This window comes from Rhizobium sp. CAU 1783 (assembly GCF_054551725.1).
Map to the genome: position 1 here is coordinate 264747 of NZ_JBTOLM010000002.1, position 23378 is coordinate 288124.

At 63.9% G+C, this 23378-nt stretch carries 26 protein-coding genes; 14 read left to right on the forward strand and 12 right to left on the reverse strand.

Features of this window, described 5'->3' with window-relative positions; all coding sequences use genetic code 11:
• Positions 1–151 precede the first annotated feature (151 nt).
• The gene (gene mbfA, locus ACX93L_RS07985) at positions 152–1135 is read left to right on the forward strand and encodes an iron exporter MbfA (protein WP_459404362.1); all 984 of its coding nucleotides are present in this window, start codon (positions 152–154) and stop codon (positions 1133–1135) included.
• Between the two features lie 43 nt (positions 1136–1178).
• Positions 1179–2372 carry an MFS transporter gene (locus ACX93L_RS07990; RefSeq protein ID WP_459404363.1) on the forward strand — a complete coding sequence of 398 codons (1194 nt, stop codon included), beginning with the start codon at positions 1179–1181 and terminating at the stop codon, positions 2370–2372.
• 16 nt (positions 2373–2388) lie between these two features.
• On the opposite strand, the gene ACX93L_RS07995 is transcribed toward ACX93L_RS07990, so the two are convergent.
• A complete protein-coding gene (locus ACX93L_RS07995; RefSeq protein ID WP_459404364.1) occupies positions 2389–3006 on the reverse strand; it encodes a transglutaminase-like cysteine peptidase in 618 nt (205 codons plus the stop codon).
• Positions 3007–3111: 105 nt separating this feature from the next.
• A complete protein-coding gene (locus tag ACX93L_RS08000) occupies positions 3112–3927 on the reverse strand; it encodes an alpha/beta hydrolase (protein ID WP_459404365.1) in 816 nt (271 codons plus the stop codon).
• Positions 3928–4112: 185 nt separating this feature from the next.
• Between ACX93L_RS08000 and infC the strand changes: the two genes are divergently transcribed.
• The 9 genes from infC to pheT all read left to right on the forward strand — a co-directional run bounded on the left by infC (position 4113) and on the right by pheT (position 12497).
• On the forward strand, positions 4113–4649 hold the full coding sequence (gene infC / locus ACX93L_RS08005; protein ID WP_169592907.1) for a translation initiation factor IF-3: 537 nt from the start codon (positions 4113–4115) through the stop codon (positions 4647–4649).
• 152 nt (positions 4650–4801) lie between these two features.
• The gene (locus tag ACX93L_RS08010) at positions 4802–5338 is read left to right on the forward strand and encodes a hypothetical protein (RefSeq protein ID WP_459404366.1); all 537 of its coding nucleotides are present in this window, start codon (positions 4802–4804) and stop codon (positions 5336–5338) included.
• Positions 5339–5495: 157 nt separating this feature from the next.
• Entirely contained in the window at positions 5496–6023 is a 528-nt protein-coding gene (locus ACX93L_RS08015; RefSeq protein ID WP_459404367.1) for a PepSY domain-containing protein, read from the forward strand.
• Between the two features lie 3 nt (positions 6024–6026).
• The gene (locus ACX93L_RS08020) at positions 6027–6692 is read left to right on the forward strand and encodes a response regulator transcription factor (RefSeq protein WP_459404368.1); all 666 of its coding nucleotides are present in this window, start codon (positions 6027–6029) and stop codon (positions 6690–6692) included.
• Positions 6689–8014, forward strand: a complete 1326-nt coding sequence (locus tag ACX93L_RS08025) for a sensor histidine kinase (RefSeq protein ID WP_459404369.1) — start codon at positions 6689–6691, stop codon at positions 8012–8014. Before ACX93L_RS08020 ends, ACX93L_RS08025 begins: the two co-directional genes overlap by 4 nt.
• A gap of 178 nt (positions 8015–8192) precedes the next feature.
• The gene (rpmI, locus tag ACX93L_RS08030; RefSeq protein ID WP_169591873.1) at positions 8193–8396 is read left to right on the forward strand and encodes a 50S ribosomal protein L35; all 204 of its coding nucleotides are present in this window, start codon (positions 8193–8195) and stop codon (positions 8394–8396) included.
• Positions 8397–8435: 39 nt separating this feature from the next.
• Positions 8436–8840, forward strand: a complete 405-nt coding sequence (gene rplT, locus ACX93L_RS08035) for a 50S ribosomal protein L20 (RefSeq protein WP_459404370.1) — start codon at positions 8436–8438, stop codon at positions 8838–8840.
• A 134-nt stretch (positions 8841–8974) separates the two neighbouring features.
• Positions 8975–10060 carry a phenylalanine--tRNA ligase subunit alpha gene (gene pheS / locus ACX93L_RS08040; protein WP_459404371.1) on the forward strand — a complete coding sequence of 362 codons (1086 nt, stop codon included), beginning with the start codon at positions 8975–8977 and terminating at the stop codon, positions 10058–10060.
• 13 nt (positions 10061–10073) lie between these two features.
• On the forward strand, positions 10074–12497 hold the full coding sequence (gene pheT / locus ACX93L_RS08045) for a phenylalanine--tRNA ligase subunit beta (protein WP_459404372.1): 2424 nt from the start codon (positions 10074–10076) through the stop codon (positions 12495–12497).
• Between the two features lie 67 nt (positions 12498–12564).
• Here the strand turns inward: pheT and ACX93L_RS08050 are convergent, their stop codons facing one another.
• On the reverse strand, positions 12565–12924 hold the full coding sequence (locus ACX93L_RS08050; protein WP_459404373.1) for a nuclear transport factor 2 family protein: 360 nt from the start codon (positions 12922–12924) through the stop codon (positions 12565–12567).
• An 81-nt stretch (positions 12925–13005) separates the two neighbouring features.
• Complete coding sequence (locus tag ACX93L_RS08055; RefSeq protein WP_459404374.1) at positions 13006–14004, reverse strand: aldo/keto reductase; 999 nt, start codon at positions 14002–14004, stop codon at positions 13006–13008.
• Positions 14005–14124: 120 nt separating this feature from the next.
• Between ACX93L_RS08055 and ACX93L_RS08060 the strand changes: the two genes are divergently transcribed.
• On the forward strand, positions 14125–15015 hold the full coding sequence (locus ACX93L_RS08060) for a LysR family transcriptional regulator (RefSeq protein WP_459404375.1): 891 nt from the start codon (positions 14125–14127) through the stop codon (positions 15013–15015).
• Here the strand turns inward: ACX93L_RS08060 and ACX93L_RS08065 are convergent, their stop codons facing one another.
• From ACX93L_RS08065 to ACX93L_RS08080, 4 genes are all read right to left on the reverse strand, one after another.
• Positions 15016–15462 (reverse strand): GNAT family N-acetyltransferase, encoded by a 447-nt coding sequence (locus ACX93L_RS08065; RefSeq protein ID WP_459404376.1) that lies wholly within the window; start codon positions 15460–15462, stop codon positions 15016–15018.
• A 7-nt stretch (positions 15463–15469) separates the two neighbouring features.
• The gene (locus ACX93L_RS08070) at positions 15470–16420 is read right to left on the reverse strand and encodes an aldo/keto reductase (protein WP_459404377.1); all 951 of its coding nucleotides are present in this window, start codon (positions 16418–16420) and stop codon (positions 15470–15472) included.
• 96 nt (positions 16421–16516) lie between these two features.
• Entirely contained in the window at positions 16517–17500 is a 984-nt protein-coding gene (locus tag ACX93L_RS08075; protein WP_459404378.1) for a GlxA family transcriptional regulator, read from the reverse strand.
• A complete protein-coding gene (locus ACX93L_RS08080) occupies positions 17497–18057 on the reverse strand; it encodes a cysteine hydrolase family protein (protein WP_459404379.1) in 561 nt (186 codons plus the stop codon). Before ACX93L_RS08080 ends, ACX93L_RS08075 begins: the two co-directional genes overlap by 4 nt.
• A gap of 202 nt (positions 18058–18259) precedes the next feature.
• Here ACX93L_RS08080 and ACX93L_RS08085 point away from each other — a divergent pair, with 202 nt between their 5' ends.
• The gene (locus tag ACX93L_RS08085) at positions 18260–19249 is read left to right on the forward strand and encodes a Gfo/Idh/MocA family protein (RefSeq protein WP_459404380.1); all 990 of its coding nucleotides are present in this window, start codon (positions 18260–18262) and stop codon (positions 19247–19249) included.
• 9 nt (positions 19250–19258) lie between these two features.
• Here the strand turns inward: ACX93L_RS08085 and ACX93L_RS08090 are convergent, their stop codons facing one another.
• Together ACX93L_RS08090 and ACX93L_RS08095 are read right to left on the reverse strand one after the other, a co-directional pair.
• Complete coding sequence (locus tag ACX93L_RS08090; protein WP_459404381.1) at positions 19259–19633, reverse strand: GtrA family protein; 375 nt, start codon at positions 19631–19633, stop codon at positions 19259–19261.
• Complete coding sequence (locus ACX93L_RS08095) at positions 19630–20625, reverse strand: glycosyltransferase (RefSeq protein WP_459404382.1); 996 nt, start codon at positions 20623–20625, stop codon at positions 19630–19632. Before ACX93L_RS08095 ends, ACX93L_RS08090 begins: the two co-directional genes overlap by 4 nt.
• Before the next feature lie 161 nt (positions 20626–20786).
• Between ACX93L_RS08095 and ACX93L_RS08100 the strand changes: the two genes are divergently transcribed.
• Positions 20787–22607, forward strand: coding sequence for a hypothetical protein (locus tag ACX93L_RS08100; protein ID WP_459404383.1), 1821 nt, complete (start codon positions 20787–20789; stop codon positions 22605–22607).
• 17 nt (positions 22608–22624) lie between these two features.
• Here ACX93L_RS08100 and ACX93L_RS08105 read toward each other — a convergent pair whose 3' ends face one another.
• Both ACX93L_RS08105 and ACX93L_RS08110 read right to left on the reverse strand, forming a co-directional pair.
• Positions 22625–22843, reverse strand: a complete 219-nt coding sequence (locus tag ACX93L_RS08105; RefSeq protein ID WP_459404384.1) for a hypothetical protein — start codon at positions 22841–22843, stop codon at positions 22625–22627.
• A gap of 123 nt (positions 22844–22966) precedes the next feature.
• A complete protein-coding gene (locus ACX93L_RS08110) occupies positions 22967–23230 on the reverse strand; it encodes a spike base protein, RCAP_Rcc01079 family (protein WP_459404385.1) in 264 nt (87 codons plus the stop codon).
• Positions 23231–23378: the final 148 nt, after the last annotated feature.

A 23378-nucleotide genomic window follows, 5' to 3' on the forward strand; every position in this document is an offset into this window, starting at 1 on the left:
TGAACCGGCCACGTCAAACCTGAAGCCCGAGACCCAAGGTCGCATCCGGACGTCGCGAATTCGCTCCGTGAGGTGAAGGGTCGCGCTTGTCTTGACGGGTCTCTCGCGGCAGAATAAGTTTAGAACTATTATAAAGAACGAAAGACCAGCCATGCTCGCGCGCCTGTTTTCCTCCTCCAAACGTTCCTTCTCGAGCCTCAGCGACCAGGAGGTCCTGGCGCTTGCCATTTCCTCCGAAGAGGACGACGCGCGGATTTACCTCGCCTATGCCGACCAACTTCGCGGTCAGTATCCGCAGTCGGCAAAGGTCTTCGAGGACATGGCGGAAGTAGAGCATACACACCGCAACCAGCTGATCGAACTGCATCGCCAGCGTTTCGGCGAACGGATCCCGCTGATCCGGCGCGAACATGTGCGCGGCTTCTACGACCGCAAGCCGGACTGGCTCAGGGCCAGCCAGAGCCTCGACCAGATCCGCGCCGAGGCCGAGGCCATGGAGCAGGGCGCCTATCGCTTCTACACCGAAGCCGCGAGCCGCACCTCCGACGCCTCGACCCGCAAGCTGCTGGGCGATCTCGCGCTGGCGGAGCAGGGGCACGAGGAAATCGCCTCGATGCTCGGCGAGCGTCACACGCCGGAAGACGTGAAGGTAGAAGAAAACGAGACCGCCCGCCGCCAGTTCGTCCTGACCTATGTGCAGCCGGGGCTTGCCGGCCTGATGGACGGATCGGTCTCGACGCTCGCGCCGATCTTCGCGGCCGCCTTTGCGACGGGCGACACCTGGCAGACCTTCCTGGTCGGCCTCTCGGCCTCCGTCGGTGCTGGTATCTCGATGGGTTTCACCGAGGCCGCCCACGACGACGGAAAACTGTCCGGGCGCGGTTCGCCGATTAAGCGCGGCCTCGCTTCCGGCATCATGACGGCGCTCGGTGGCCTGGGTCACGCGCTACCTTACCTCATTCCGCATTTCTGGACGGCCACGGCGACCGCCGGCGTGATCGTCTTCGTCGAGCTCTGGGCCATCGCCTTCATCCAGAACAAGTATATGGAGACGCCGTTCCTCAGGGCGGCAATGCAGGTCGTGCTCGGCGGTTCGCTCGTGCTCGCCGCCGGCATCCTGATCGGCAACGGTTGAGGATTGTCACATCGGTGCAATGCGAATAGCGTAGCGCCTCGTCATGCAAATCTCCCCGGCCACGCTCGGCATGGGCGTGTCGATGACCGTCGGTTACGGCACGCTCTACTATTCATTTTCGATCCTTGCACCCGAGATCGCCCGCGATTTCGGCTGGTCGCAGAGCTTTGTCTTCGCGGTCTTCTCGATCGGTCTGCTCGGCGGCGCGGTCTCTGCTCCCATCATCGGGCGACTGATCGACCGGTTCGGCGCGCGGCCGGTTCTCGTCAGCGGTTCGCTTCTGGCGGCCCTTGCCCTTGCCGCGCTGTCGATGGTCCAGAACGGCTGGCAGTTCGCAGTCGTAACGCTTGCCGCGGAATTCGTGTCGATCGCCGTCCAGTATGACGCCGGCTTCGCAGCGCTTGCGCAGCGCCACGGCCAGGAAGCGCGCAGTCATATCACCCTCGTCACGCTGGTGGCGGGCTTCGCTTCCACGGTGTTCTGGCCCCTCATCCAGTGGCTACTGACCATCATGACCTGGCGGGAGGTCTATCTCGTGCTGGCCGGGCTCAACCTGCTTCTGGCGCTGCCCGTGCATGTGCTGTGGCCGTCACGCCGACAGAGAGCCGGCGAAGTTTCAAGAGATGCCGACGACGCGGCCGCTCGGCAGCCCGTGAGCCGGCGGCCCCAGCTGGTGTTGATGGCGATCAGCCTTTCGGCCGGTGGCTTCGTGCTCTCGGCCATGGGGGCATCGCTGCTGGTCCTGCTCGGCAATGCCGGGTTCACGGCAGCCGTCGCGACGCTCACCGGAAGCCTCATCGGTCCGTCCCAGGTGGCTGCACGTCTCATTGAGTATGCCCGCCGCGGCGTGCTCTCTCCGCCGGTCACGGGCCTGATCGCCACCGGCGCGCTATTTGTGGCGCTGGCTTTGCTGTTTGCCGCGGCTCTCTATCCGGCGGTTGCCGTGGCACTCGTCTTCGCCGTCTTCTTCGGCATCGGCCAGGGCCTCACCTCGATCATCCGCGGCGTTCTGCCCCTGCATTATTTCGGCACGGCAGGATATGGCCGAACGATGGGCACGCTGTCGGGAATTCGCATGGTGCTGTCGGCGGCCGCGCCCGTCACGATCGTCTTCCTCAACGAACAGGCGGGGGTAGCGGCGGCCGTCGGCTGCCTGCTGGCGATGGGGGCGGTCGGACTTGTCGCCATGCTGGGCCTTGCCCGCATGCCCTCGCTTCGCCCGGAAGGCGAACGCTAATTGGTCGATAGCCGGCTTACTTGAGCGCGCCGACCATGACGTCGGTGGTGCCGTTCTCGATGGTGACCCAGCGGCCGGTGTCGAAGCTCGCCTGGCGCTTGAGATAGGTATAGGGCGTGTCGGTCCACAGCTTCACGTCGTCGACCAGGTTGTCTAGCACGAAATCACCCTGCGCGCTGCGGAGCGTCAGAACGGCATGACCCTCGCCATCGGGCTTGCGCACCACGGTGATCAGCAGGTCGGCAGCGGAAAAGCCGGCCTTGATGAGCTTCTGGCGTTTCAGAAGGACGAAGTCCTCGCAATCGCCGACATCAACCGGATAGCTCCAGACTTCTTCGCGACCGAAGGCCTCGGCATCGGTCATCGGGGTGATCGAGGCGTTCACGTCTCTGTTGACGTCTCGCACGATGTCCCAGCCGTGAGGAGTAAGCCGTGGCAGGGCGGCTGCCTTTGTCCTGATCGCGCATTCGGCATGATGCTGCTTGCAGAATTCGTAATGGCCGATCGGTTGCGACGTCACGCTGCCGGTCTGCATGGAAAACTGCGGCTTGGGTGCCGTCATGGCCGTGTTCATGGGCGCTGAAACACCCAACATAACCAGCGCGACGGCAAGTGCGCGCGAACTGTTCGTCATGAACTCGTCCCCTAGATCATTAACAAAACGTTAATGTCCAAGGGGCTTTCGAGTCAATTGCGACGGCGCGTGCGCGTTAGTGATTTGTCAACTATGGTTAAATTGCTACAGGCCGGTTCCGACCATCGAAAGGATCGCCGCCTTCATGCGGTCGATGTCTTCCGGCCGGGACAGGCGATGGTCGCCATCGCGCACGAGGGTGAGAACCACATCGTCGACGGGCAGGAACTCGACGAGCTTCAGGGCGTGAGCGAAGGGAACGTCTGGATCCTCCATTCCCTGCAGGATGTGCACGGGGCAGCCCGTCTTGATGATCCCGGTCAGCACCCGGTTCTGTCGACCGTCCTCGATGAGCGCGCGGGTGAAGATGTTGGGCTCCGGGCTGTATTCGGAGGGTTCCTCGAAGTAGCCGCGTTCGGCGAGCGAGGCGCGTTCGGCCTCGCTGAGATTGGGTTCGATGAGGTCCGCCGTGAAATCGGGCGCCGGCGCGATCAGCACCATGCCGGCGACCCGCGGGCCGGTGCCGCGGCGGGTAAGTTCTTGGGCGAGCCTAAGCGCAATCCATCCGCCCATCGAAGAACCGATCAGCACCACGCGCGTCGGCGCAAGATGGTTGATCACCGCAAGCGCTTCCTCGAGCCAGCGGGAAATCGTGCCGTCACGGAATTCGCCGCCGGAAGCGCCGTGGCCCGAGTAGTCGAGGCGGATTGCCTGGAGACCCTTTTCGGCAGCGAGCGCATCCATTTCGACAGCCTTGGTGCCGGTCATGTCCGAGCGATAGCCGCCCAGCCATACGAGGGCGGGAGCGTCGGCCGGCGTCGCCTCGGCGGCAGGACGAACCAGCGTCGCAATGACGCGTTCCGCGTCCCCGCTTCCGACGGTTATGGTTGCGGCATGCGGGGCAGGCAGGATCGACGACATATGAACGGTTCCCTGAGGCTCGATCCGCCCTGTTAAACAGATTCGCGAAGTGACGGACAGCAGGTGATTTTCTATCCGAAGCGTGTTATTGACTTGCAACGCCGCAATCGCCAAATATCCGCGACGCGCCAAACCAGCGCCGGAAAGCGTTGCGGCAATGCGCAATAGTTCAGGAGAATACGACCATTCGCAGACCTTTCAAAGCCGACGCCCCCGTCAAGGATGGGCCGCGCTCCAACCGGGAAATCCGGATTCCCCGGGTTCAGCTTATCAATGAGGAAGGCCAGAACCTCGGTATCGTGCCGACGGACCAGGCGCTGAAAATGGCGGAAGAGGCCGGTCTCGATCTCGTCGAGATTTCGCCCAACGCCGAGCCGCCGGTCTGCAAGATCCTTGACCTTGGCAAGCTGAAATACGCCAACCAGAAGAAGGCGGCCGAAGCGCGCAAGAAGCAGAAGATCGTTGAGGTCAAGGAAATCAAGATGCGCCCCAACATCGACACCCATGACTATGAGGTGAAGATGAAGGCGATGAACCGCTTCTTCGAAGAGGGCGACAAGGTCAAGGTGACGCTCAAGTTCCGCGGCCGCGAAATGGCCCACCAGGAGCTTGGCATGAAGCTGCTGCTGCAGGTTAAGGAAGACACGCTCGCCATTGCGAAGGTCGAAGCCGAGCCGAAGCTCGAAGGCCGCCAGATGATGATGGTGCTGGCTCCGAAGTGAGCCACCGCCGGTCTCATCAAACGAGCCGCCCTTGTGGCGGCTTTTTTGTGCCTTTCCTGACAATCCGCTGACAGCTTCGCACGGCGACCTGTCAGGGCCATGCATGCATAGTCCTCCCATAGAGTTCATCGAAGCATCTATCGGAGGATTAAATGTTCGTCATCTTGCGCAGGCACCTGCTCGTCTCCACTGCCGCCATCTTCTCGCTGACCATCGCACCGGCACTGGTAGCGGCCCTTTCCGCGCCGCTCGGCGCATCCGTCGTGTCCTCGGCTTTGGCCGACAGCGACGGTGGCGGCGACGACCATGGCGGCGGATCCGATGACAGCGGCTCGGACGACAGTGGCTCGGACGATCATGGATCCGGTGGCCACGGTTCGGATGACGATGGGTCCGACGACCACGGTTCGGACGACGATTCCGACGATGATTCATCCGACGACTCGTCCGATGACGCCTCCGATGACTCGAGCGACGACGGTCACGGTCGGAAGGGTCGCAACAACGACACCCGTCTCGTGGTGAGCGATGACCAGTTGGCAGGCTTGCAGAACGGCACGATGGTCGCCGTCGACCAGAACGGCCGCCGGCTGAAGCTCGAGATCGAGCAGGAGCACAATCAGACCGAAGTGAAGATCAAGGCGCCACGCGGTTCGGTTACCGCGGTGTCGATCGTTCCGGCAAACTGAGAGGTCCCCGAAACGGCCGCGGCCCAGCCGCCAGGATCGCTCGCCGTTTCAACCCCGCCCGCACCCCCGGGCGGGGTTTTCTTGCCGTGGTGGCGTCCCGACCCGACAACCGCTAGTCTGGGGGCTTGTCCGTGTCCGGGAGGGACCTGAGAAAAGCGTGACGAAGATGGATAGACGCAATTTCCTGCTGTTGCTGATCGCGGCCCTTCTCGGCGGCGCGGAGGTTCTGCGCGCGGATTTGGCGCGTGCCGACAGCGGCAAGGGTGACTCGGGCGACAGCGACTCGCATGACGGCGGATCCGACGACGGTGGTTCGGATGACGGCGGCGACGACGGCGATTCCGGCAACAGCGGGTCCGGCGGCGACGACGGCAAAGACGATGCCGGTGACGATGACGGCAAGGATGACGACGACAGCGGCAAGGGAACGAGCGGCACCGGAGCCGAAGACGGCGACCACGTGAAGGCGCGAGACGCCGTTCGCGAGGGCAAGATCCTGCCCTTGCGTGAAATCCTGAAAAGGGTCGAGGCCATGGACACGGGCCGGGTCATCTCGGTCGAGCTTTCGCTGCAGGGCAGGTCGCCCTTCTATACGCTGAAGGTCCAGAGCGATGCGGGCAGGGTGAAGACTTTGCGAGTGAACGCGGTGACTGGCCGCAAGCTGTCCACGTTCGGATGGTGGTGACGAATGCGCCTGCTGCTTGCCGAAGACGACCGTGACATCGCCGAACACACGAGGAAGAAGCTGGAGGCTGAGGGCTATCTCGTCGAGCACCTGGCGACCGGTCCGGAGGTCTGGGCCGAAGGGGAGACGGGCGAATATGCCGCGATCATCCTGGATCTCGGCCTGCCGGGAATGGACGGCCTGTCGATCCTCAAGCGCTGGCGGGCGGCCGGCGTCGATACCCCGATCCTCGTCCTGACGGCGCGCGGCTCCTGGATGGAGCGGGTCGATGGCTTCGAGGCGGGCGCCGACGACTATCTTCCCAAACCCTTCCGCAGCGAAGAGCTGCTCGCGCGTCTCAAGGCGCTCCTGCGCCGCGCCGGTGGTCGAGCCTCGCCCGTCAAGTCTGTCGGCCGTTTCGTCGTCAACGACGAGGCGCGCCGGGTGACCTATGACGGACGGCCGCTCGAACTGACTGCGCTCGAATACCGGCTGGTGCAATTGCTGGCGAGCGCACCGGGCCGGGTCTTCGATCCGATCGAGATTGCGAGGCATGTCCAGGGGCGTGACGATGACGCGGCGAAGAATTCGGTGGAGGCGATGATTGCGCGGCTGAGGCGAAAGACCGAGCCCGGCGCGATCGAGACACGCCGCGGCTTCGGCTATGTGCTGCCCGACGAGGGTGCATGATCAGGTCGCTCAGGATCAGGCTCGCCGTCGGAGCCTTCGTCGCCATCGTCTTCGTCCTCGTGCTGGTCGGCTTCGGCCTCAGCCGTGTCTTCACCAGCTATGTCTCGGAACGTTACCAGATCGAGATGTCGACGGTGATCGACCAGCTGGCGGCCGATCTCGAATTGCGCGAAGGCAAGGTGGTGCTCGACAAGCAGCCGACCGATCCGCGCTTCGAACTGCCCGGCAGCGGACGCTACTGGCAGGTCCAGGCGGAGACGGGAGAGGTGCTGCGCTCCCGCTCGCTCTGGGATGTCGACTTGCCCGCAGATGTTCGCCCGACCGTCGCGTTCGGCTTCTTCAGCGCTGAAGGCCCCGACGGAGCGGGCCTTCTCGTCCAGCGCCGCAGCATCACCCTCGAACAGCCCGAAGGCGCCAGAAGCTTCCTGCTGCAGGCCGCCTTCGATCGAAGCGAGCTGGAAACGGCCATTTCGGAATTCCATGGAGTGATGGCGCTGATGCTGGCACTCAGCGCCGGCGTGCTGGTGGCTGCCGCCATTTTCCAGGTGGCGGTCGGGCTGTCGCCGGTGGTGCGTCTTCAGCATCAGGTCGGCGCGGTCCGGTCCGGACAGGCAAACGCGGTCGACGATGTCGGCGTGTCGGAACTGAAGCCGCTGGTCGCCGAACTCAACCTGCTTCTCGATGAGCGCTCCACGGCAGTCGAGCGGGCCCGGGCTCGGGCCAGCGACCTCGCCCACGGGCTGAAGACGCCGCTGACCGTGCTCCTGCAGCTCGCCGACCGCCTGCCACCGGAGGAGAAGGAGCTCGCCCGGCAGCAGGTGGACCTCATCCGCCAGCGCGCCGACCGCCAGCTCCAGTCGGCGCGGCTTGGCGTCGAGCAGATGGGGCTGACGGAGCTCGCACCCCTGGTCGGCAAGCTGGTCATGGTGCTGAAGCCCATCACTGCGCCACACGGCATCGAGTGGTCGGTCCGCATACCCGATGCGCTTGCCGTCGACATGGACGCCGCCGATTTCGCCGAGGCGCTCGGCAACGTGCTCGACAATGCCGCCCGTTTCGCGAAGGGCACGATTTCCATCGCCGCGGTCCAGACGGGCGCCTCGGTTGAAGTGACCGTCGAGGACGATGGCCCCGGTGTTTCCGACGCCGACCTGGCAGCACTTCCGTCGCGGGGACTTCACCTCGGCGAAGACGACGGCGGTTCCGGCCTCGGGCTGTCGATCACACGCGAGATCGTCGCGGCCTATGGTGGCCAACTGAACTTGGCCCGTTCGCGACTGGGCGGGCTGTCCGTGCGTCTCTCGGTCCCGCTGCGGCATTAGCGGGTAGGGCGGCGGCCGCTTCCGATGGAGATTCCCGCGCCGACCCGTTGCGCTTTTCCGCGTCTGCGGTTATAAGCCCCCGTCCGAACGGTCCGGCAGGGCATGCCGTGGCCGTTCTTTATGCTTGAAAACAGGCCTCGTCTGCCAGTTTTCGATACAAGAACAATGGAGTAGCAAAATGCCCAAGATGAAGACGAAATCCTCCGCCAAGAAGCGGTTCAAGATCACGGGTACCGGCAAGGTCCTCGCAGCTGCCGCCGGCAAGCGCCACGGCATGATCAAGCGGTCCAACAAGTTCATCCGCGATGCACGCGGCACGATGGTTCTCGCCGAAGCAGACGGCAAGAAGGTCATCAAGAACTACCTGCCGAACGGTCTCTGAGACCCTTTCGCTTATTTGGATCATTAAGGAGATCATGACATGGCACGCGTAAAACGTGGCGTAACTTCCCGCGCCAAGCACAACAAGGTATTCAAGGCCGCCAAGGGCTTCTACGGCCGCCGCAAGAACACGATCCGCGCAGCTAAGGCTGCCGTCGATCGTTCGAAGCAGTTCGCTTACCGCGACCGCAAGGTCAACAAGCGCAACTTCCGCGCCCTGTGGATCCAGCGCATCAACGCTGCCGTCCGCGAACACGGCCTGACCTACGGCCGCTTCATCGACGGTCTGAACAAGGCCGGCATCGAAGTCGACCGCAAGGTTCTGTCCGACATGGCGATCCATGAACCGGCAGCCTTCAGCTCGCTGGTCGCCGCTGCCAAGAAGGCACTGGCCTACCTCAAGGAAGCCGGCACGGCGAACGAGTTTGAAAGCGCGGTCAAGTAAGCCAGCGCTTCCCAAGCTTTTGTAAAAAGAAATTGTTGGGAAACCCGCGCTGGCAGGGCTGGCGCGGGTTTTTCATTTTGTCGTCATGCCGGTGCGTTACGGGCCGGCGATGGATTTAGGGGCAGGAAACGGACATGTCCGATCTCGACAGTTTGAAGGCGGCGCTTCTCGCCGATATCGCCGCGGCGGACAACGAAGCCGACATCGAGGCGGTGCGCGTCTCGGCCCTCGGCAAGAAGGGGTCGGTTTCCGAACTCCTCAAGACGCTGGGCGCCATGACGCCGGAAGAGCGCCAGACGCGCGGTGCCGCGATCAACGCGTTGAAGAACGAAATTACCGACAGGATCGGCGCTCGCAAGGCCGAGTTGAAGGACGCCGCGATTACCGCGCGGCTGAAGGCCGAGACGGTCGACGTCTCCCTGCCTGTCCGCTCCTCGCCCGCAGAGCGCGGCCGTATCCATCCGATCAGCCAGATCGTCGACGAGATCACTGCGATCTTCGCCGACATGGGCTTCTCGATCGCCGAAGGTCCGGATATCGAGACGGACTATTACAACTTCACCGCTCTGAACTTCCCCGAGGGCCATCCGGCCCGCGAGATGCACGACACCTTCTTCCTGGAACCCGACGACAACGGCGAGCGCAAGGTGCTGCGCACCCACACTTCGCCGGTCCAGGTGCGCACCATGGAAGCGCAGAAGCCACCGATCCGCATCGTCATCCCGGGCAAGACCTATCGCCAGGACAGTGACGCCACCCATTCGCCGATGTTCCATCAGGTCGAGGGTCTCGTCATCGACAAGACCGCCAATGTCGGCCATCTGCGCTGGATCCTCGAAGAGTTCTGCAAGGCCTTCTTCGAGGTCGACAATGTCGTGATGCGCTTCCGCCCGTCCTTCTTCCCGTTCACCGAGCCGTCCTTCGAGGTCGATATTCAGTGCGACCGCTCGTCTGGCCCGATCGTCAAGTTCGGCGAAGGAACGGACTGGATGGAAATCCTCGGCTGCGGCATGGTCCATCCGAACGTGCTGCGCGCCGGCGGCCTCGATCCGGACGAATACCAGGGCTTCGCCTGGGGCATGGGCCTCGACCGCATCGCCATGCTGAAATACGGCATGCCGGACCTCCGAGACTTCTTCAACGCCGACGTGCGCTGGATGAGCCATTACGGTTTCCGCCCGCTCGACGTGCCGACCCTGTTCGGCGGCCTGAGCGCATAAGGAGGAAAGAACAATGAAATTCACACTCTCCTGGCTGAAGGATCACCTGGAAACCGACGCCACGCTCGATGAGATCTGCGAGCGTCTGACGGCGATCGGCCTCGAGGTCGAGGATGTCGACGACAAGGCCGCCTACAGGCCCTTCGTCATCGCAAGGGTCCTGACGGCCGAAAAGCATCCCGAGGCCGACCGGCTGAAGGTTCTCTCGGTCGATGCCGGTGACGGCAAGCCGGTCCAGATCGTCTGCGGCGCGCCGAATGCCCGCGCCGGCCTCGTCGGAGCACTCGCTCGTCCCGGTACCTATGTGCCCGGCATCGACGTGACGCTCGCCATTGGCAAGATTCGAGGCGTCGAAAGCCACGGCATGATGTGCTCCGAAAAGGAGCTCAACATGTCGGACAATCACGACGGCATCATCGACCTTCCGGAAGATGCGCCGGTCGGCACCTCGTTTGCGTCCTATGCCGGTCTCGACGATCCGGTCATCGAGATCAACCTGACGCCGAACCGCCCCGACTGCACCTCCGTCTACGGCATCGCCCGCGATCTCGCTGCCTCTGGCCTCGGCACGCTCAAGGCGCCCAAGGCGCCTGAGTTCACGACCGACGGCGAAACGCCGATCGAGCTGAAGATCGTGCTTGACGACGAGCGGCTCTGCCCCGGCTTCGCCTACCGGCTGGTGCGCGGCGTCAAGAATGGCCCGAGCCCGAAATGGATGCAGCAGCGGCTTCTGGCCATCGGCCTTCGTCCGATTTCAGCGTTGGTCGACGTCACCAACTACATGACCTTCGACCAAGGCCGTCCGATGCACGTCTTCGACGCCGACAAAGTCAAGGGTACGCTCGTCGTGCGCCGCGCGCGTGAAGGCGAGGAAATCCTCGCACTCGACACCCGCACCTACAAGCTCAACCCGACAAACGTCATCATCGCCGACGACAACGGTCCGGAATCGATCGGCGGCATCATGGGCGGCGAGCATTCCGGCTGCGATGACAATACTGTCAACGTATTGATCGAGTCGGCGCTCTGGGACCCGATCAACATCGCCAAGACCGGGCGCAGCCACGGCATCATCACCGACGCGCGCTATCGCTTCGAGCGTGGCGTTGACCCGGAATACATGATGCCGGGCCTCGAGCGGACCACGGAACTGGTTCTGTCCATGTGCGGCGGCACCGCGGCCAAGGCCAGGGTCGTTGGCTACAAGGGTTTCGATCGCAAGATCGTCGAGTTCCCCTTCTCGGAAGTGAAGCGTCTGACCGGCCTCAACGTGTCCAACGCGGAAGCCCGCACGATCCTGACCGGCCTCGGCTTCGAGGTCACCGGCGAGGGCGAGACCGTTTCGGTCTCCGTGCCCTCCTGGCGCCCGGACGTCGACGGCAAGGCGGACCTGGTCGAAGAGGTCATGCGCGTGCATGGCGTCGACAACATCAAGCCCGAGCCGCTTGCCCCGACGGGTTCCGTCAACGGTCGCATCCTGACGCCGCTGCAGATCCGTACGCGCACTGCCAAGCGGGCACTCGCCTCGCGCGGCATGCTCGAGGCCGTCACCTGGTCCTTCATCCCGGAAGAGCAGGCAAAGCTGTTCGGTGGCGGCAGCCGCGCGCTGAAGCTCGCCAACCCGATCGCCGCCGACATGTCGGACATGCGCCCCTCGCTGCTGCCGGGTCTCTTGACGGCCGCCCAGCGCAATGCCGACCGTGGTTTCGGCGATGTGGCGATCTTCGAGGTATCGGGGACTTACGAGAGCGACAAGCCGGAAGGCCAGCGCCGCGTTGCCGGCGGCATACGCCGCGGCACCGCTTCGCTGTCGGGCGCCGGCCGCATGTGGTCGAACGCGACGAAGGGCGGCGGCAAGCCGGTCGACGTGTATGACGCCAAGGCCGATGCTCTTGCCGTGCTTGAGGCCTGCGGCCTGCCGATGTCGAATGTCCAGGTCGAGCAGGGTGGTCCCGAATGGTACCATCCGGGCCGCTCCGGCACGATCAAGATGGGTCCGAAGGTGGTTGTCGGCCATTTCGGCGAATTCCATCCGAAGACGCTCGAGGCCCTCGACGTGTCGGGCGCTCTCTGCGGTTTCGAAGTCTATCTCGACATCATGCCGGAGCCGAAGAAGAAGGCGACCCGCACCAAGCCGGCGCTCGATCTCTCGCCCTTCCAGATGGTCAAGCGCGACTTCGCCTTCGTGGTCGAGAAGTCGGTCGAAGCGGGAGCGATCATCAAGGCGGCGGCAAGTGCGGACCGCAAGCTGATCACCGGCGTCAATGTCTTCGACATCTTCGAGGGTGCCTCCGTCGGCGAGGGCCGCAAGTCGGTCGCGATTGAGGTGTTGATCCAGCCGGTCGAAAAGACGCTCACCGACGAGGACTTCGACGCGCTGACGAAGAAGATCGTCGGCAATGTCGAAAAGACCACCGGCGGCAGCCTGCGGGCCTGACCCGCGCAGAAGCATGACGGTTACGAACGGGGCCCTGGCGGCCCCGTTTACATGAGTGCTTCAGGCGTCAGGTGTGCAGGTGGTAAACCTTGTTGACGATCTTCCATTCACCGTCGATTTTCACGAGAGACAGGAAGTCGGTGAAGCGCATGCCCGCAAAGTCGTCCACGACCTTCACGGTCGCGGCATCTCCGACGATGTCGATGGACTGAATGTCCCACAACGGCGTGGAGCCTGCGGGCGCCGATGCTTCGTCGAGAATGGCTGCTATGAAGTCATCCAGCCTTAGGCATTCCAGGGCGCCCTGGTAGTTACCGATGACGGCCGCGTCCGGGTGGAACGCCGTTCTCAGTTTCGCCTCGTCGGCAAGAGCCATTCCCTCCACATAGAGATGAACGATGTCTGAAATTTGCGGATGTCCACTCATCGTTGTGTCCTCTTTTCGTGGCGGAACCGGTTTGGCTCCGCCACACCGAGGATAGGTGACGGTTCGTCGACAGGCGAGTTTTCAGCGGCTCGCCATCTTTGCCATGCGCTCCGGATAGCGGGCGCCGGCCACCTTCTCCGGCGAAAGCAGATCCCCGAGCGTCTTCACCTCTTCTACGGAAAGCACGATTTCGGCAGAGGCGACATTCTTTTCGAGGTTGGCGATCTTGGTGGTGCCGGGGATCGGCACGATGAAGTCGCCTTGGGCTAGCACCCAGGCGAGCGCCATTTGGCCGGGCGTGACGCCCTTGTCCGCCGCCATCCGCTCCAGGGTCGCGACAAGCGCCAGATTGGCGTCGAAATTCTCCTGCGCGAAGCGTGGCAGGGCGCGGCGGAAATCGTTCTCGGCAAGACCGTCGAGCGTCTTCAGTGCACCCGTCAGCACGCCGCGGCCGAGCGGCGAAAAGGGTACGAAGCCGATGCCGAGCTCGCGGCAGGTCTCAAGCACGCCATTTTCTTCCGGGTCGCGCGTCCAGAGTGAATACTCGCTCTGGATAGCAGCGATCGGGTGAACGGCATGGGCGCGGCGGAGCGTTGCGGCGCTGGCTTCCGACAGGCCGAGCGCCTTGACCTTGCCCTCGCGGACCAGATCGGCCATCGCGCCGACCGTGTCCTCGATCGGCACGTCAGGATCGACGCGGTGCTGGTAGAAGAGGTCGATGACCTCGACGCCGAGCCGTTTCAGCGAGGCCTCGGCGACCTCGCGCACGTGTTCGGGGCGGGAATCTGTGCCGCCGGCGCTCGCGTCGTTGGGGTTCTCCGTATTGATCCGGAAGCCGAACTTGGTGGCGATCTTCACCTTGTCGCGGTAGGGCTTGAGGCCCTTGCCGACAAGGATCTCGTTGGTGAACGGCCCGTAGATCTCGGCGGTGTCGAACAGCGTGACGCCAAGCTCGACGGCGCGGGCGAGCGTGGCGAGCGAGCTGGCCTCGTCTCCGGTCTGGGTATAGCCGTGCGTCATGCCCATGCAGCCGAGTCCGAGCGAGGAAACGGAAAGCGGGCCGAGCTGTCTTGTCTTCATGGTCTGAACCTCTTTTCGAGAAGCGCCTCTTTTGCGCGGAAGTGAGAGTGCCAGCATAACGGCCAGATTGGATAAGAAAATGGCTGTAATTTTGTCGAGCTTGTTCTATTCATTGGAACAATGAACCGGACCCAACTCTCCCAACTCGCCGTGCTGGCGATCGTCGCCGAGACCCGCAGCTTTCGCAAGGCATCTGCCGAACTCGGCATTGCACCATCCGCAGTCAGCCATGCGGTGGCGGTGTTGGAGACGAGCCTCGGGGTCCGACTTCTCGCCCGCACCACGCGTAGCGTCGCTCCGACGGAGGAGGGTAGGCGTCTGCTCGAGACGCTGGCGCCGGCGCTTTCCGACATCGATGCGGCTTTGGCAGCCCTTGCCGAGGATCGCGGCCGACCGGCCGGGCTCCTGCGCGTGACCATGCCGATGCTTGCCGCAGAGGATCTCATCGCGCCGCGTCTCGGGGCCTTCCTTTCGGCCTATCCCGAGATCGAACTCGATGTCGTCACCAATGATCGCTTCGAGGACATCGTCGCCGAGGGCTTCGACGCGGGGCTCAGGCTCGGTGAACATCTGGAGGCCGATATGATCGCCGTTCGCGCCAGCGGTCCCCAGCGCGGCCTGATCGTCGCCGCGCCCGAATACATCGCCGCCCATGGCCGGCCGGAAGTGCCGGGGGACCTCTTTCGTCATCGCTGCATCCGGCGGCGGTTTTCGAGCGGCCGCCTCTATCGCTGGGAACTGGAAAAGGCGGGAAAGACGCTTGCCGTCGACGTGCCGGGGCCGCTCACCCTTTCCGACCAGCGGCTGATGCGCCGGGCAGCGCTCGACGGCGTGGGGCTTGCCTATCTCTTCGACGCGCGGATCGACGAGGATGTCCGCGACGGAAGGCTGGTGCCCGTGCTTGAGGACTGGTGCCCGTCCTTCGAAGGCTTCTTCATCTATTATCCGTCGCGCCGGCAGATGCGCCCCGCGCTGAGAGCCTTTGTGGACTTCTTCAAGAGCGCTGGCTGACTACCGGAGATTCATCCGATAGCGCACATGACCGTCTTCCTTGGCATAGGTGTCGTAGAGCTTCCGGGCGTTCGCATTGTCGTGGTTGGTGTGCCAGTAGAGGCGCGACCAGCCTTTCTCTTTTGCCAGCGCGATCAGGTCGTCGATCAGTGCCCGGCCGAGGCCCTGTCCGCGGAATTCTTCCGCGAGATAGAGATCTTCCAGATAGCAGTCCGGCGTCAGCGCCCAGGTTGAATCGTGGAAGTGATGGATGGCGAAGCCGGCCATCACGCCGTCGACGAGCGCCACCCGCATCGCTACGCGCGAGGCCGGATCAAGGATCCGGGCCCAGGTGCGATCAGTGATCTCGGACGCGAGGTCGACCTTGTAGAAGGTGAGATATCCGGCCCAGAGCCGGCGCCAGGCGGCTTCGTCGCGAGGTTGGGCGTCACGAATTTCAACGGTCATGAATGGCTTACGCTCCGGCGTCGTTGAGAAGGGCCATCTGGGCCGCGGACAGCTGGAGCGTCCCGGCTGCGACCAGGCTTTCGAGCTGGTTGAGGCTGGTCGCCGAGGCGATCGGGGCCGTGATGCCGGGGCGTGCTGCAACCCAGGCGATGGCGACCGTCGCCGGCGTCGTTCCGGTCTCGGCCGCAACCGTGTCGAGGGCGGCGAGGATCCGCAATCCCTTGTCGTCGAGATAGTCGCCGACGCGATAGCTGCGCGCCGCGCCCTTGGTGTCCTTCAGGCTGCGATACTTTCCGGTCAGGAAGCCGGCCGCCAGAGCATAATAGCTGATGACGCCGATCTCCTCCTTGATGCATAGGTCCGCCAACGGACCGTCGAACCGGTCGCGGGTATAGAGATTGTATTCGGGCTGCACCACGTCGTAGCGCGGCAGGTTGCTGCGGGCTGCGACGTCGAAGGAGGCCTGCAGTTGTTCGGCGTCATAGTTGGAGCAGCCGATCGCGCGGATCTTGCCCTGTTCCTTGAGCTTCGAGAACGCTTCCAGCGTCTCCTCGATCGGCACCTCGTCGTCCGGCTTGTGGGCGAGGTAGAGGTCGATATAGTCGGTGCCGAGGCGCTTCAGAGAGGCCTCTGCCGCCTCTGCAATCCATTTGGCGGAAAGGCCGGTCTTGCGGCCCTGGCTGTCGAACCCGACCTTGGTGACGATCACTGCCTTGTCACGGGCGACTTGGCCGCGCTTCAGCCATTTGCCGATGATCGTCTCGCTCTCGCCGCCCTGGTGGCCGTCGACCCAGGACGAATAGACGTCCGCCGTGTCGATTGCATTGTATCCGGCGTCGAAGAACGCATCGAGCAGGTCGAGGGACGTCTTCTCGTCCGCCGTCCAGCCGAAGACGTTGCCGCCGAAGACGACGGGCGCGATGGAAAGGCCTGTGCGACCGAGTTTGCGCATCTGCATTACGAAAGCTCCGTGAGGGATGACGACCGGGCGGTCGGATAAAGGAGGTCGGAGGTTAGCAACCGCCCCGTTGATCGACCACTCAATTTCTTTGATCTAACGGCGAAAGTGGCTGGGCGGCTGATCGTTGTGCTGCGACCATATGCGGCGCAGGTGCCGCGGGGAGGCAAAGCCCGAGCGTTCCGCGACCGCCTCCATGTCGAGCCGCGTTCCGGCGAGGATCTCCCGGGCGAGCGTCACGCGCATCAGGTTCACATAGGCCGTCACCGTGAGGTCGGTGTGCTCGCGGAAGAGCCGCGTCATGTGCCGTTCGCTGAGATGGCCGAGTTCCGCAAGCTGCAAGAGCGTCCAGTCGCGGGCCGGATCGGCCATGATCGCATCCTGGATGCGATGGATTGCCGGATGCATGTGGTTTCGGCCGGAAAGCCAAGGCGAGAGCTGCGGGTCCGAGCCGCTACGGCGCATGTAGACGACCATGACGCGGGCGATTGAAAGGGCGGTCGCCGCTGAGGTGAGCTTGGCGACGAGATGCAGCATCAGGTCCGTGCCGGTGGAAATCCCGGCACTCGAATAACGTTCGCCGTCTTCGACGAAGAGCCGGTTTTCCAGAACCTGTGCGCCGGGTGCGAGATGACGCAGGTCGTCGATGCAATCGGCATGGGTGGTACAGGCGTGCCCGTCGAGCAGGCCGGCGGCCGCGGCCATGAGCGCGCCCGAACAGATGGTAACGAGCGTGATGCCGGGAACGACGCTGCGCCGGAGCCAGGCGGCGATTTCGCGTCGCTCCGCCTCGACGAGCGTCGGATCGGGCACCTTGCCGATACTGCCCGACACGATGACGAAGGCGCCTTCAGGCAGCCGTTCGGGCAGGGGCTCGAGGTTGGCGAGGGTCAGCCCGATCGAGGTGGTCTGTTCACGGCGCGCGGCGACGAAGTGGCAGTCGAACAGGATCGCCTCCTGTTCGACGTTGGCATAGCGCAGCACCTCGACCGGTCCTGCAACGTCCATCAGCAGCGTGTGCGGCGGCAAGACGACGTAGACGGGGATGATCCGGCGGTCGGTGTGCTGTGCCGAGGTCATGCGGCAAGTCCGATCGGTCCGAGGGCCTCGTCCACGGTGACGATACGGGCGAAGCGGCCGGCGAGCACCAGTTCGGTGCGGATCTTGATGTCGTCGGCGGTGAAAACCCGTCCTGAGGCGTGCGTCATCGGGAAAGTCAGCGTCGCCTCCGTCACATAGTCGACGGCAAAGCCGAGATCGGCGCCGTGCCGCGTCGTCGTCTCGCAGCATTGCTCGGTGCGGATGCCCGAGACGATCAGCCGGCCGATGCCGCGCTGGCGCAGCCAGACTTCGAGCGGCGTGCCGACGAAGGCCGAATGACGGGTCTTGTGGAGGACGAGGTCCGGCTGGATCCTGAGGCCGGCAAGCGTCGTGACGAAGCCGCTGTCGAGGCGGAACTCGGCGTCGTCGTCTGTGTGGAAGATCTGCACGACGGCATGCCCGGCTGCCCGCGCGCCGTCGATCAGCGCCTGCTGCCGGGACTGATAGACGGCGACATCTTCGTCGCGCCAGTACGGCCGGTGGCGGAAGGACTCCTGAACATCGATCACCAGGAGGGCGGTTTTCGTATCGGTCATTTTCTGCATCCTTTTGAACAACGATATAGCCAATTCTATCCGCAGAATAAAAGGCGGAAAGACACTCCCCGGACGATGATGGGACGAATCCAGCCATTCAATGTCACAAGTTCCCTCCGGGGTTTCCGAAGCTCGCATCGAGCCGTTGCAATGCCGGTCGTGTCTGACTAGTTTGCCTGCAACGATACAGGAGGAGATACCCATGCTGCGTTTTGGAATTCTGTCGACGGCCAGGATCGGCCGTGATCTCGTCGTGCCGGCCATGCAGGATGCCGAGAACTGCGTGGTGACGGCGGTGGCGAGCCGCGACCTTGAAAAGGCGCGCGCCATGGCTGACCGCTTCTCCGTGCCGCATGCCTTCGGCTGCTACGAGGAGATGCTCGCCTCCGACGTGATCGATGCGGTCTACATTCCCCTGCCGACGGCGCAGCATGTCGAATGGTCGGTCAAGGCGGCGGATGCCGGCAAGCACGTGCTGTGCGAAAAGCCGATCGCGCTGAAGGCGGCCGACATCGATCCGCTGATCGCGGCGCGGGAGCGAAACGGCGTGCTGATCTCCGAAGCGTTCATGGTCACTTACACGCCGGTCTGGCGGAAGGTTCGCTCGCTGCTCGGCGAAGGGGCGATCGGAACGCTTCGACACGTCCAGGGCGTCTTCACATATTTCAACCGGGATCCCGGCAACATGCGCAACATCCCCGCCCTCGGCGGCGGCGGTCTGCCGGACATCGGTGTCTATCCGGCGATCTCGACCCGCTTTGCCACGGGTGCCGAGCCGAAGCGCGTGCAGGCGGTCGTCGAACGCGATCCGGAATTCGGCACCGACATCTATTCGAGCGTCAAGGCCGACTTCGGCGGCTTCGAGCTGAGCTTCTACATCTCGACCCAGATGGCCAATCGGCAGTCGATGGTCTTCCACGGCACCGAGGGCTTCATCGAGGTACGTTCGCCTTTCAACGCCGACCGCTGGGGACCAGAAGAGGTCGAACTCTCCAACCAGTCGCACAATCAGTCGCAGATCTTCCGGTTTCAGGACAGCCGCCAGTACCGGCGCGAGGCCGAGGCATTCGCCAGGGCGGCGCTTTCCGGAGATCGCAGCGAGATCGTCAGTCTCGAAAGCTCCTGGGCCAACCAGCGCTTCATCGATGCGATCTACCGCGCCGGTGAAAAGGACGGCTGGGAGCCGGTCTGAGCGAAGGGCTCAACGGCGGAAGACGAAACGCGAATAGCCGAAGAAGGAGAAGGCCATGGCGGCGATCGAGGCGATGACCAGCGCCGCCAGCGGCTGCAGGATCGGCACCGATATCAGAAGTCCTGCATAGATCAGGTAGTTCACCACCGCCGAGGTAAGCCCGACCGAACCATAGCGGAAGCCCTCGACAGCCAGCGAATGGCGTGAGGCGCCGAAGGTGAAGCTGCGGTTCATGAGCCAGGTCGAGACGAGGGCGACGGCGATCGCGATCGCGCGGGCAAGGAAGGGGCCGGCGGGCGTCCAGGCGAGCAGGGCCGCGAGCATGCCGGCATCGACCAGGAAACCCAGCGCGCCGACGATGCCGAAGCGCAGGAGCTTCTTCATGCCGCATCCGCCCGGCGACTGGGCGTCTCGACCGCGCGGACGGGTGCGGGACTGCGCGTCAGGGCCGGAAGGTTCATGTAGTGGATCCGCAACTGCTCGGCCCGGGAGCGGGCGACGGAATCGAGGATCAGCGCTGCAGTGAAGCTGAGGAACGACATCATCATCAGCGCCATCGCCGCGACCCAGGTCGGCATGCGGCTGACGAGGCCGGTGGTGAAGAACTCGATGAGGACCGGGATCATGAAGACGAGGCTTGCCGCCATGATCGCCGCGCTGATCGTGCCGAAAAAGGCGAAGGGCCGGGTTTCCTTCATCAGCATGGCGAACATCCAGAGGATCTTCGCTCCGTCCTTGAACGTCGACAGCTTGGAATGCGAGCCCTCGGGGCGGCGTCCGTAGTCGAGTTCCAGCTCGCAGACCGGCAGCTTGAGCCGCGAAGCGTGCACCGACATTTCGGTTTCAATCTCGAAGCCGGCCGAAACGGCCGGGAAACTCTTGACGAAACGGCGCGAGAAGGCGCGGTAGCCGGACAGGATGTCGGTGAAATCGTTACCGAACAGGATGCGGTAGAGCTGGTTGAACAGGCGGTTGCCGAAGGCATGTCCCTGCCGGCCGGCATCGGCATGCACGCCGCGACGGGTGCCGACCACCATGTCGCAGCGCTCGGTAACGAGCGTTCGGATGAGTTCTTCCGCGTCCTCCGGCGCATAGGTCCCGTCGCCGTCCGCCATGATGTAGACGTCGGCGTCGATGTCGCAGAACATGCGACGCACCACATGGCCCTTGCCCTGGCGGCGCTCGCGAACGACGGTCGCGCCGGCGAGCATGGCGGTCAGAGCCGTGCTGTCGGTCGAGTTGTTGTCGTAGACATAGATGCGCGCCTGCGGCAGCGTCTCGCGGAAACTGCGCACGACGGCGCCGATGGTGCCTGCTTCATTGTAGCAAGGCAGGAGAACCGCCACGTCGAGACTTTCAGGTCCAGGCTCACGCATATCATATACTCGCTACTGAAGACATGCCCGACAAAGAGGTGTCCGGCCCGGTTTTACTATTTCTTGAGAAGGTTAAGGCTAGGTTTCGGGAAGATTTGTCATTCAACCTTTTTCGCCTCGCCACGGGCTTCCGTCGCGGGTGCTTGGGGATCGCAGCGCGCATGGCCGACCAGGGACTTTCCGACAAGGCAGGATCGGGGCTGTGGGCCAGGCCTTGGATACTGATATCCCTCTTCTCGGCGGCGGTCATCTTTTTGCTGCTCGTGGTCAACCTCCCCGGAGCGACCGACTATGTCGGCACCGACAACGACGATGCAATGCGTCTCGTCGAGGTGCGTGACCTGCTCGCCGGCCAGAGCTGGTTCGACCTCACGCAGTACCGGCTGGGGCTCGAGGGCGGGACCCTCATGCATTGGTCGCGGCTGATCGACCTGCCGATCGCAACGCTGATCCTGTTCTTCTCCCTGTTCTTCGCGCCCGAACGGGCGGAAGCCACGGCCCTCCTGGTCTGGCCGCTCTTCCTCACGATCCCGATGATGATTGCGATCGCCGTCGGCGCGCGCCGGATCGGCGGAGCGCCGGCGATGCTGGTCGCGCTGGGCCTCGGCGCGCTGCTCGTCTTCACGTCGAACCGCTTCCTGCCGGGCGCCATCGATCACCACAATGTCCAGCTGGTGCTGGTGGCGGTGATTGCAGCCATGCTGGTGGATCCGCGTAAGCGCGCCTGGAGTTTTGCCCTCGCCGGGGTCGCCTGTGCCATCGCGATTGCGATCGGTGCGGAGACGACACCCTTCGTCGCTGCGGCCTGCCTTGTCGTGGCAGCGCTGTGGGCATGGAACGGCGAGGCCTTCCGGCCCGCCGCACGGGCCTTTTCGCTGGCCGTCACCATCGCCATTTCAGCCGTCTTTTTCGCGACGGTACCGCCACGCCTCTATACGGCCGTCACCTGCGACAGCCTGTCGATTGGCTATTACGGCATCGCCGCCGTCGGCGGGGTGCTGCTCCTGCTGTCTTCGCTGCTCGCGAGCGGTCTCGGCCGGCCCATGCGCTTCGCGGTGCTCGCGCTCGATGGCGTGCTGGTGGCTGCCGCAGCGCTGGTGCTGGCACCGCAATGCCTGCAGAACCCGCTCAACGATCTCGATCCGCTGCTCTTCACCCTCTGGCTAGATTATGTCGCCGAGGCGCAGTCGGTCCTGGGCCAGCTGCGCATCGAGCCGGCCGGGCTGGGTGGTTTCTACGCCGCCGGGTTGCTGGCGCTGGCCGTCTGTATCTTCCGTATCCTGCGCGACGACCGGGCCCAGATCCATGCCGTGCTGTTCGCGCTGATCCTCGTCTCCTGGATCATCGCGCTCATCCAGGTGCGCGGAGCCGTATTCGCCAACCTTCTGTCGATCCTGCCCCTCTCGCTTCTGATTGCCGAGCTGCGCCGCAACGCCAACAATGATCCGGAAAACCTCAGTGCCGGCTTCACCTTCGTGATGGCGACGCTCCTGTCCGTGCCGAGCGTCTGGGTGCTGGTAGGTGTCTTCGCAACCGAGGGCACGATGGGCCTCACGCGCCGCTTCGAGGCGAACGCGCCGGCAACCGCCGCGGAGGATTGCGAAACGGCGACCGCGCTGCACCAGCTGGCCGCGCTTCCGCCCGCGACCGTCGCGGCACCCTCCAATATCGGGTCGGAAATCCTGCGCTTCACCCCGCATCGGGTGCTGTCCGCTCCCTATCATCGCAACCAGGGTGGCATGCTGACCGAATTGCACATCGGCCTGACCGAGCCGAAGGAGGCGGAAGCCTTCCTGCGCGGAGCCGGGGTGACGATCCTTGCCTACTGTCATTCGGACATGCAGACGGCGGCGATCCGCAAGCTGAAGGCAGACGGCCTCTATGCCGCGCTCGGCCGCGGCGAGATCCCGGCCTACCTGGTGCCCTTGCCGAGGGATCCCCACTCGGGCATTGCCCTTTATCGTACGAAGTTCGAACAGTAAGGCGTAAGCGGGTTTGTCTAGCCGCGGTGGCGGGCCTTCAGCATTTGCGCGGCGAGTGCCGTGGCGAGCCCGCAATTGAAACCGCTATAGAGGCCGACCAGGGAAACCGAGGCCGAGGTGAACACGGCGGCCAGACCGAAACTCAGTCCGCCCACGACCGCGACGAAGGCGATCACCATCGCCGAGCGAGCGATGCCTGCCACCATGCCTATCGCCAGCGCAGTCACGAAGATCAAGCCTGTACCTCCACGAAAATCGCCTCCAGAAGGCCGGACAGTCTGACGGCGAAATGGTTTCCGAAAGGTAAAGCGGCCGAACACCGCAGCGGCGCCCGGCCTGTCGAGTTGTCAGGACGGCGCTCAGGCGAGAGCGACGATCTCGCTGGCCGTGGTGCCCGTCGCACGGACGCGCGTCACGCGAAGCGGCAGAAGGCTGCCGTCCGGCACGCCGTTGAGGAGAAGCGTGACGCCTGACAGCATGACGACCGAGAGGTCGCCGCCGGTTCCGACATAAAGGGCGCGGGTGGCCTCCTCAATGTCGGCGGTGTCGCTCGGCGTGACGGAAAAACCCGTCGATGCGGGGCCGGAAAGGGACGGCTGGGAATGGGAAAAACGATCGGTCATGACGAAGCTCCGCTTGAGGTCTGCAATGGAGCCATTGTCGACCAAGGCCGGCGCGGCGGGGACGTTCCGGATTGCGATAAAAAATTCGCCGCGCCGTTTGTGGTGATGTTAGGCCGCGATACGTTTTGTTTTTCCGGCGGTTGGCCAA